Origin of the sequence: Streptomyces ipomoeae 91-03 (assembly GCF_000317595.1) — a bacterium.
GTDB lineage: Bacteria > Actinomycetota > Actinomycetes > Streptomycetales > Streptomycetaceae > Streptomyces > Streptomyces ipomoeae.
Map to the genome: position 1 here is coordinate 1 of NZ_AEJC01000347.1, position 7,820 is coordinate 7,820.

Consider the following 7,820-nt stretch of genomic DNA (forward strand, 5'->3'; position numbering starts at 1 on the left):
CCACGACAGCCACCGGCTGGCCGACCTCGTCGCCAATGTGCGGGAACTGCTGCTCACCACCGGCCTGTTGGCGGCGGCGGACCCGGACCATACCCTGATCGGCACCGCTCGGCGAAACTACCGGCCCGGCGGCGCCCTGCGGGTGCACGGGGTGTGCCGGGAGCCGGTGATCGCGGCCACCGGGTACGGCGGTGTCGTCACGCATCTCGTCTCCGACGACGGGCGCTGGTTCTCCGTCGCCGACGTCAAACCCGGCGGCCCGGCCCGCGCCCGGGGTGCCGCCACGGCCACCGTCGCGCTCGGTTCGGGCACGCTCAACCACGCCCAGCTGGCCCGCGGCGGTCTGCTGATCTCCGGTGCCACGCTTTCTCCGGACGGCCGCCTCGGCTCCGGCAAGGGGGTGCGGGCCACTCCGGTCGCCGGTCTGTCCTGGACGTCGGGCCCGCTCTCGGCACTGTTCGCCCGCCCCTTGGCCGAGGTCGTCGCCGAACGGCTCACCGAGGCTCCGGGTGCCGACCCGGAACGTGCAGAGCAGACGGCCCGTGAGTTGATCGGCTGCGACCTGATCCTCGTCGGCGCGGCCGGCGACCACCTTCTCGCCCGTGAACTCACCCCCGGACGACCGGACGAGGAGGGCCTGCTGATCCGGTTGACCCCGGCCAACGGCCACCCCGACCTCGCCCACACGGCCAACCTCCGCCGACTCGCGTCCCGGCCGGGGCTGCGGCTCCGCGTGATCGGCCGCCTGGACCCCGACCGCGCCGCGACACTCCGCCCGCTCGCGGTCGGCCCCGTGCCGGGCACCGAGGCGACACTGCGGCTGCCCGCGGACTGGCAGGGCCACGCCGACCTGGGCTACGACCGCCTCGAAGGCGTACACCTCCCACCGCCCGACGCCCTGCCGACCGTGGACGGCCTCGCCGACCTGCCGCCGGACCCGCTGGCCGAGGCCCCCCTGTGGCGGCTCCGCCGACTGGTCGAGGTCGCCGTGTCCGGGGGCCGCCGGGCCGTCGCCGAACCGGCGCGCGACGGCGACCGGAGCGGAGGCGGGGCGGCGCTGCGGCGCAGCGGGTTCCGTACGGCCGCCGACCTCGCCGCCGCCCTCACCGCGGAGGCCGACCGCCGCACCCGCGACGTCTTCGGCCGCACCGACGAGGCCGACCCCGACCGCTACGCCCGAGCATGGCTGGCCGCGGCCGTCTATCTCACCACCACGGAACGCGCCCTCGTCCAGTCCACCTGGCGACCACCCACCACCTGACACCCCACGAACCAACGCCGGCCCGGCCTGACACCCCACGAAGCAACACCGTCCCGACCCGATCCCCCACGCTCCACCGAACCGAACCGAACCGAACCGAACCGAACCGAGCCGGGCCGAGCCGGGACGGCAAGGCGGCATCAGCGAAGCCCGGCCCACCGAGACCGGTGCCCGCTCCTCTGCCGCCCAGCACATCACTCGTTCGGGCGAATCCGCCGCTGCGCTCCGACCATCTGACCGCAAGGGGGCGGACCGTCGTCGGGGGCTCGGAGGGACCGAATGCGGGGACCAGATGGTGGATTGGCTTCTATCGTGGAACCGCACAGTGACAATCGGCGCCGAGGCAGGCAGGTCATGAGGGAAGCGCCCATCGACTACGCGGCGGTCTTCCGGGCCCTGCCGGGCATGGTGGCGCTGCTCACCCCCGACCTGGTGTACGTCGACGCCAACGACGACTTCCTGCGCCTGGCCGGGCGCACCCGCGAGCAGTTGCTGGGCCGGTACATCTTCGACGTCTTCCCCGAGAACCCGAACGATCCGGCCGCGGCCGGCATGCGGGAGACCGAGGCGTCGATGCTGCGCGTGGTGGCCACCGGCGAGCGGGACACGATGGCGCTGCTGCGCTACGACATCGAGGATCCCCAGCGGCCCGGCCACTGGGAGGAGCACTACTGGAGCCCGGTCAACGCCCCCGTCCTCGGTCCGGACGGGAAGGTCGCGCTGATCGTGCACCGGGTGGAGGAGGTCACCGAACTCATCCGCGCCTTCGGCGGCCCGGCCGGCGACAGCAGGTCCCGGGTGCTGGAGGCCGAGCTCTATACGCGCGCCCGCGAACTGCAGGAGGTCAACGAACGGCTGCGTCAGGCGCACGCCCACGAACGCGAGGTCGCCCTGGCCCTGCAGGCGGCGATGCTGCCGCCGCCCCGCCCGACCGGACCGCACGAGGCGGCGGTGCGTTACCGGCCCGCCGTCGGCGCGCTGAACGTGTGCGGCGACTGGTACGACCTGGTCGATCTGCCCGGCCGGAGCCTCGCGGTCGCCGTCGGCGACGTCGTCGGCCACGGTCTGGCCGCCGCGTGCGCCATGGGCCAGTTGCGCAGTGCCCTCAGCGGCGCCACCCGCCTCGCGGGCGGTCCCGGTGAGGCACTGGACGCCCTCGACCGGTACGCCCGCGAGGTCGAGGGCGCCGAGTCGACCACCGCGGTGACGGCCTTCATCGACTGGGACAGCCACACCGTCACCTACAGCAGCGCCGGCCACCCGCCGCCCACCCTGCTGCATCCCGACGGCACCGTGAGCTTCCTCGACCAGGCCACCGATCCACCACTCGGCGCCCGCCCGGCGCCCGTCCCCCGCCCTCAGGTCGGTACGTCCTTCGTGGACGGTGCCGTGCTGGTCCTGTACACCGACGGGTTGATCGAACGCCGTACCGAAAGCATCGACACAGGCCTCGCCCGCCTCGCCGACTCCCTCACCCGACACCGCCACCACGCCCCCGAACCCCTGGCCGACGCCCTCCTCACCGACCTCCTCCCTCACTCCGGCAACACCGACGACACCGCACTCGTCGTTCTGCGCCTGTGACGGTCCGCCGACCCCCGACCGACCGAGGCCGGCGGGCACAGGGCCAGGGCCCGGCTCCTCACCACGTCGAGGGACCGGCCACCCTCAGGAAGGCTCCGCACCGACAGGCTCGGTGGTCATGCGGCGGGTCACCTCGCCGAGGCCGTCGGCGAGGGCGCGTACCTGGTCGGGGGTGAGTACGTCCATGAGGAGGTCCCTGACCAGTTCGACATGGCCGGGGGCCGCCTGCTCCAGCAGGGCCATGCCCTCACCGGTGAGTACGGCGTAGACCGCGCGCTCGTCGCTCGGGCAGAAACGTCGGCGCACCAGTCCGGCCTTCTCCATCTGGCCGATCTGATAGGTCAGCCCGCTCTTGGAGTTGACGAGGGCGTCGGCCAGTTCGGTCATGCGCAGCTCCCGGTCGGGGGCGCCGCTGAGCCGGGCCATGATCTCGTACTGCAGCCCGGACAGGCCGAAGTCCCGCTTGAGCCGCTGCTCCAGCTGCCGGTACAGCAGCGCGTGCGCGGAGCTGGAGCGGGGACACACCCGGGGGAAGATCGCCCTGATCCCCTGGTCCGCTGATCCCTTGGCCTGCTGCCCCCCTGCCCCCACCCGACCGGGCCGGTCATGGCTTCGCGCCCGAGCCGTCGAGCAGGACCGGGATCCGGCCGGCCTCGGCGAGGCGGGTGCGGAGCCGGGCGGCGTCCTGGCCGGGCGGTAGGCCGTAGGCGCGACGGTACTCGCGGTTGAACTGGGTGGCGCTGACGTAGCCGACCGCCTGGGCGACCTGAGCCGCCGTCCCGTCGCCCGCGAGCAGTCGCCGTCGCGCCTCCTGCAGCCGCAGGTGCTTCTGGAACTTGAGCGGGCTCATACCGGTGGCCGCCTTGAAGTGCCGGTGCAGCGTGGCCGGGCTCATCCGGGCCCGCTCGGCGATCTCGTCGATGCCGAGCGGCTCGGTGTAGTGGTCGCGGATCCAGCGTGCCGCCGTACGGATCCGGGAGGCGGCGGAGTCGGCCAGCGACCAGTGGCGCAGGACGGGGCCGAGCGGACTGCGCAGCAGCCGGTAGAGGATCTCGCTCTCGATCCGGGGCGCCAGAGGCCGGATGTCCTCCGGGGTGTCGAGCAGATGGATCCACCGGGTGACCGCGTCGACGAGCTCCGGGGCCATCGGCGCGGCGACCTTCGCGGTGACGGCCGGTGGTGACAGTGCGTCGATTTCGGCCAGCTCCATCTGCTCGGCGGCGAGCGCCTTGCTGTCGAGCCGCATGACCGCGGCCCGGTAGGGCACCTTCTCGAAGGCGGCGGTGACGGGCAGATCGAGGGTGAACAGGGCCATCTCGCCGGGGGGCGTGACCCAGCTGCGCTCGCCCGCCGAGGTGCGCTTGGCGCCCTCGGCGATGAAGCAGATCATCGGCTCGTACGTCACGTCCATCGGCTCGATGAGTTCGTCGAGCGAGACCAGCGACAGCCTGGGCACAGCGGTCTCGGACCACTGTCCCTGACAGTGCCGCTCGACGGCGCGGGCCAGCCTGTCCAGCATGAGACACAGCCTTCCTTGAGAGGATCAGGCAATCCTATGCGATCGATGCCCCATGACGCCCCGCTGTCGCGCTCCTACCGTTGACGGCATGACACAACACGACAGGAACCTTCCGCACCGCACGCTCGGCACCCAGGGTCTGGAGGTCGGCGCCATCGGGCTGGGCACGATGGGCATGACGATGGCCTATGGCGCCCCCGACGAGCAGGGCGGTATCGACACGATCCGGCGCGCGTACGAACTGGGCGTCACCTTCTTCGACACCGCCGAGCTGTACGGCATGGGCACCGGCAGCAACGAGCAGTTGCTCGGCCGGGCCGTGAAGGACTTCCGCGACGACGTGGTCCTCGCGACCAAGTTCGGTTTCGATCTGAGCGATCCGGGCAAGGTCGGCGCCGCCCTGGACAGCCGCCCCGAACACATCCGCGAGGTCACCGAGAACAGCCTGCGCCATCTCGGCACCGATCACATCGATGTCCTCTACCAGCACCGCGTCGACCCGGACGTCCCCATCGAGGACGTCGCCGGAACCGTCGGCGAGCTGATCGCGGAAGGCAAGGTGCGCTACTTCGGGCTGAGCGAGGCCGGCCCCGACGTCATCCGCCGCGCCCACGCCGTGCACCCGGTGTCCGTGCTCCAGACCGAGTACTCGGTGTTCGAGCGGGCCGTGGAGGCCGAAGTGCTGCCGGTCGTCCGCGAGTTGGGGATCGGCTTCGTGCCGTACTCGCCGCTGGGCCGCGGCTTCCTCACCAGCGCGGTGAAGCCCGCCGCCGAGTACCCCGCGGACGACATGCGCAGCTGGGACGAGCGCTGGCAGCCCGGGAACTACGAGAAGAACCTGGCCGCCGTGCGCGAGTTGACCGCCCTGGCCGAGGCCAAGGGCATCGCGGTCACCCAGCTCGCCCTGGCCTGGCTGCTGGCCCAGGGCGACGACATCGTGCCCATCCCCGGCACCCGCAGCCCCCACCGCCTGGCGGAGAACGTCGCCGCCGCGCACGTCACCCTCACCGCCGAGGACCTGGCCCGCATCCAGGAGATCCTCCCGCACGGCGCGGCCGGCGCCCGTTACCCCGAGGGCTGGATGCCCACCTGGTAGCAGCCACGGCTCCGGCCGTGCGCGTCGCGGCCGACAGCCGCGACGCGGACAGTCCGGTCAGCGGTGGCAGGTGGTGAGGCCCGGTTTCCAGGGGCAGGCGAGGGCGGCGAAGCCGCCGTTGGGGGTGCCGTCGCCGGAGGGCGCCGTACGACCCGGCGCGCCGGAGGTTGCGGAGCGAGGCGGTCTCGGCGGCGGTGTCGGAGGGGAAGCTGTGTCCGACGCCGATCAGCAGTTCGTCGCCGGTGCGGCGGTACGAGGTGACGGTCCGGCCGCCGCCGGTGAGGGGCTGGAGCACCTGCTCGGTGCCATCGGCGGTGGTCCGTGTGGTCCAGGGCGGGTTGGGGGTGTAGTCGGCGGGCGGGGCCTCCTGGATCTTCCGGGGGCTGATGGCCTCCTCGGGGTGGAAGGTCCAGGTGACCTGTTCGTCGCCGTCGGCCGTGGCGCGGACGGCCAGGACCTCGTCGTGGACGATCGCGGAGAGGGTGAGCGTGCCCTCGGTGGTGGCGATCGTGCCGGTGAACTCGGCGTTCCACAGGCTCAGCCGCCAGTCGACGGCGGTGATGGTGCCGACCGGGTCGAGGGTGAGGTACCCGACCGGCAGCCGACAGGTGCCCCAGCCTCCCCCACTGCCTGAAGGGCGTGGGGGCACCCCCAGCCGAACTCGGGCCGGTGGTCCTGGACCCGGCCGTGCTGGACGGTGAAGCGGATCTTGTTGGCGCCCGGTTCCTGGTACACCATGCTGCCGAGCAGCCCGTCGCCGAGGAACGGGCCCTCGTACCAGCGGGTGGGCAGCTTGGTCCGCAGCAGGTCCTGGCCGCGCAGGAACCCTTCCCAGGCCCGGTCGCCCGTCATGGTGTCGCGGAGTTGCCAGGGACGTCTGTCCCGTCCGATCACCGGGTCGGCTTCGGCGGACCGGGCCGCCGGTAAGGGTGGGGCGGCGTGGGATGTGCCGGGCTGGGCGGCGGCTGCGGCGCCGCCCAGCGCGGTGCCGATCACCGCTCTGCGGGGCATCGGTGAGTGTTTCCCCGGCTGTGAGGTCATCATCGTCCTCCAGACCTGACGGATCCTCGATACATCGGGTGTATCGCCGAACGTAGGCAGCCCTCGTGCACCTGTTAATGGTCTGGACCGCGAAGGCACTCGGCGGCACATAGAGGGCAGACGGGCACAAAGTAGCGATGATCTGGATTCCGAGCCCACATCGACAGACCAACCAAAGCTCTTGACTCATCCGATGTATTGGGGTTGCCTGCGATGAGACTTCACCCCCCACGGTCATCGGAGGACACACGATGAACAGGAGAACCGTCTTACGGGCCGGAGCCGGGCTGTTGGCCGGCGGTACCGCGCTCGCCCTGCCGCAGGGCCCGCTCGCGAGCGCCACGACGGCGGCGACAGCCGAGCCCGCCGCCGATCCGACCGACGGCTGGACGCAGACCTCGTTCGCGTGCAGCTGGCAGAAGCCCTGGAACCTCGATCTCGCCGACCGGCACAGTTACAGCGGGGGCGTCCACCGCATGTGGGTCCACGCCACCGACGAGCCGTTCGAGGAGGGCAGCACCACGGATCCGCGCACGGAGATGCGCTGGAAGAACGACTACAAGACCGGTGACCGCATGTGGGACGCCGACGTCTGTCTGCCGTCCGGCTCCGACGGCGCCTCCTTCGTCCAGATCCTGCGCAGCGTCCGCCCCTCGGGCACCCCCGCCACCGACATCATGCTCAACGTCTACGACACGGACGGCGGCACCGTGCGGCGCTATGACGGCACGGTGCTCAGGACGAACGCGTACGACACCTGGTTCAACGTGAAGATCGCCCACGCGGCGAGCAGCGGGACCGGGACCATCAAGGTCTACTTCGACGACTCCCTCGTCCTGACGGTCGCCGACCGGGGCCCCGCCACCCGTTACTTCAAGAACGGCGTCTACAACCACGGCTCCGGCCGCGTCGAGGCCCGTTTCCGCGACATCCGCCACTGGACGCGATGACCTGGGCGGACAGGCCCTGGCCCCGGTGACGAGGCGCCGGAAGCCCGTCCGACTGGACCGGTCCCGGCGAGCGGCGCAGCCTGGAGTGAAGGAGATCCGCGCGCGGAGGTGATCTCAGTGGAAGCCAAGCAGTGGACCGTGCAGATCTACATCACCGAGGACGGCGACGACACGCATGCGCGTGCCGTGCTGGAAACCCGGGCCACGTCGACCGTCGCCGGCCAGGGCACCGCCCGGCGCAACCCGATCGACCGGCCGATCCCCGAGATCGGGGACGAACTCGCCGCGAGCCGGGCCCTGGAGGACCTGGCGATCCGGCTGCACGATGTGGCCGCCGACGACATCGTGCAACTGACCGGCCCCGTCCGC

6 protein-coding genes and 2 pseudogenes are annotated in these 7,820 nt (G+C 71.9%); 5 read left to right on the forward strand and 3 right to left on the reverse strand.

Annotated elements, in window-relative coordinates:
* Positions 1–1,261, forward strand: a pseudogene (locus STRIP9103_RS22400) (hypothetical protein); the annotation flags it as partial.
* A gap of 354 nt (positions 1,262–1,615) precedes the next feature.
* Entirely contained in the window at positions 1,616–2,845 is a 1,230-nt protein-coding gene (locus STRIP9103_RS22405) for a PP2C family protein-serine/threonine phosphatase (protein ID WP_048820764.1), read from the forward strand.
* A gap of 84 nt (positions 2,846–2,929) precedes the next feature.
* On the opposite strand, the gene STRIP9103_RS22410 is transcribed toward STRIP9103_RS22405, so the two are convergent.
* Together STRIP9103_RS22410 and STRIP9103_RS22415 are read right to left on the reverse strand one after the other, a co-directional pair.
* Positions 2,930–3,370: a MarR family winged helix-turn-helix transcriptional regulator gene (locus STRIP9103_RS22410; RefSeq protein ID WP_234022267.1), complete on the reverse strand. Its 441-nt coding sequence runs from the start codon at positions 3,368–3,370 to the stop codon at positions 2,930–2,932.
* 79 nt (positions 3,371–3,449) lie between these two features.
* The gene (locus tag STRIP9103_RS22415) at positions 3,450–4,364 is read right to left on the reverse strand and encodes an AraC family transcriptional regulator (protein ID WP_009319209.1); all 915 of its coding nucleotides are present in this window, start codon (positions 4,362–4,364) and stop codon (positions 3,450–3,452) included.
* 88 nt (positions 4,365–4,452) lie between these two features.
* Between STRIP9103_RS22415 and STRIP9103_RS22420 the strand changes: the two genes are divergently transcribed.
* Positions 4,453–5,460, forward strand: coding sequence for an aldo/keto reductase (locus STRIP9103_RS22420; RefSeq protein WP_009319203.1), 1,008 nt, complete (start codon positions 4,453–4,455; stop codon positions 5,458–5,460).
* Between the two features lie 120 nt (positions 5,461–5,580).
* On the opposite strand, the pseudogene STRIP9103_RS22425 reads toward STRIP9103_RS22420, so the two are convergent.
* Positions 5,581–6,501, reverse strand: a pseudogene (locus STRIP9103_RS22425) (glycosyl hydrolase family 95 catalytic domain-containing protein); the annotation flags it as partial.
* 251 nt (positions 6,502–6,752) lie between these two features.
* Between STRIP9103_RS22425 and STRIP9103_RS22430 the strand changes: the two are divergent.
* A complete protein-coding gene (locus tag STRIP9103_RS22430) occupies positions 6,753–7,451 on the forward strand; it encodes a polysaccharide lyase family 7 protein (protein WP_009319208.1) in 699 nt (232 codons plus the stop codon).
* Positions 7,452–7,559: 108 nt separating this feature from the next.
* The coding region (locus STRIP9103_RS22435) for a DUF1876 domain-containing protein (RefSeq protein WP_063747304.1) at positions 7,560–7,820 on the forward strand (261 nt) is incomplete at its 3' end.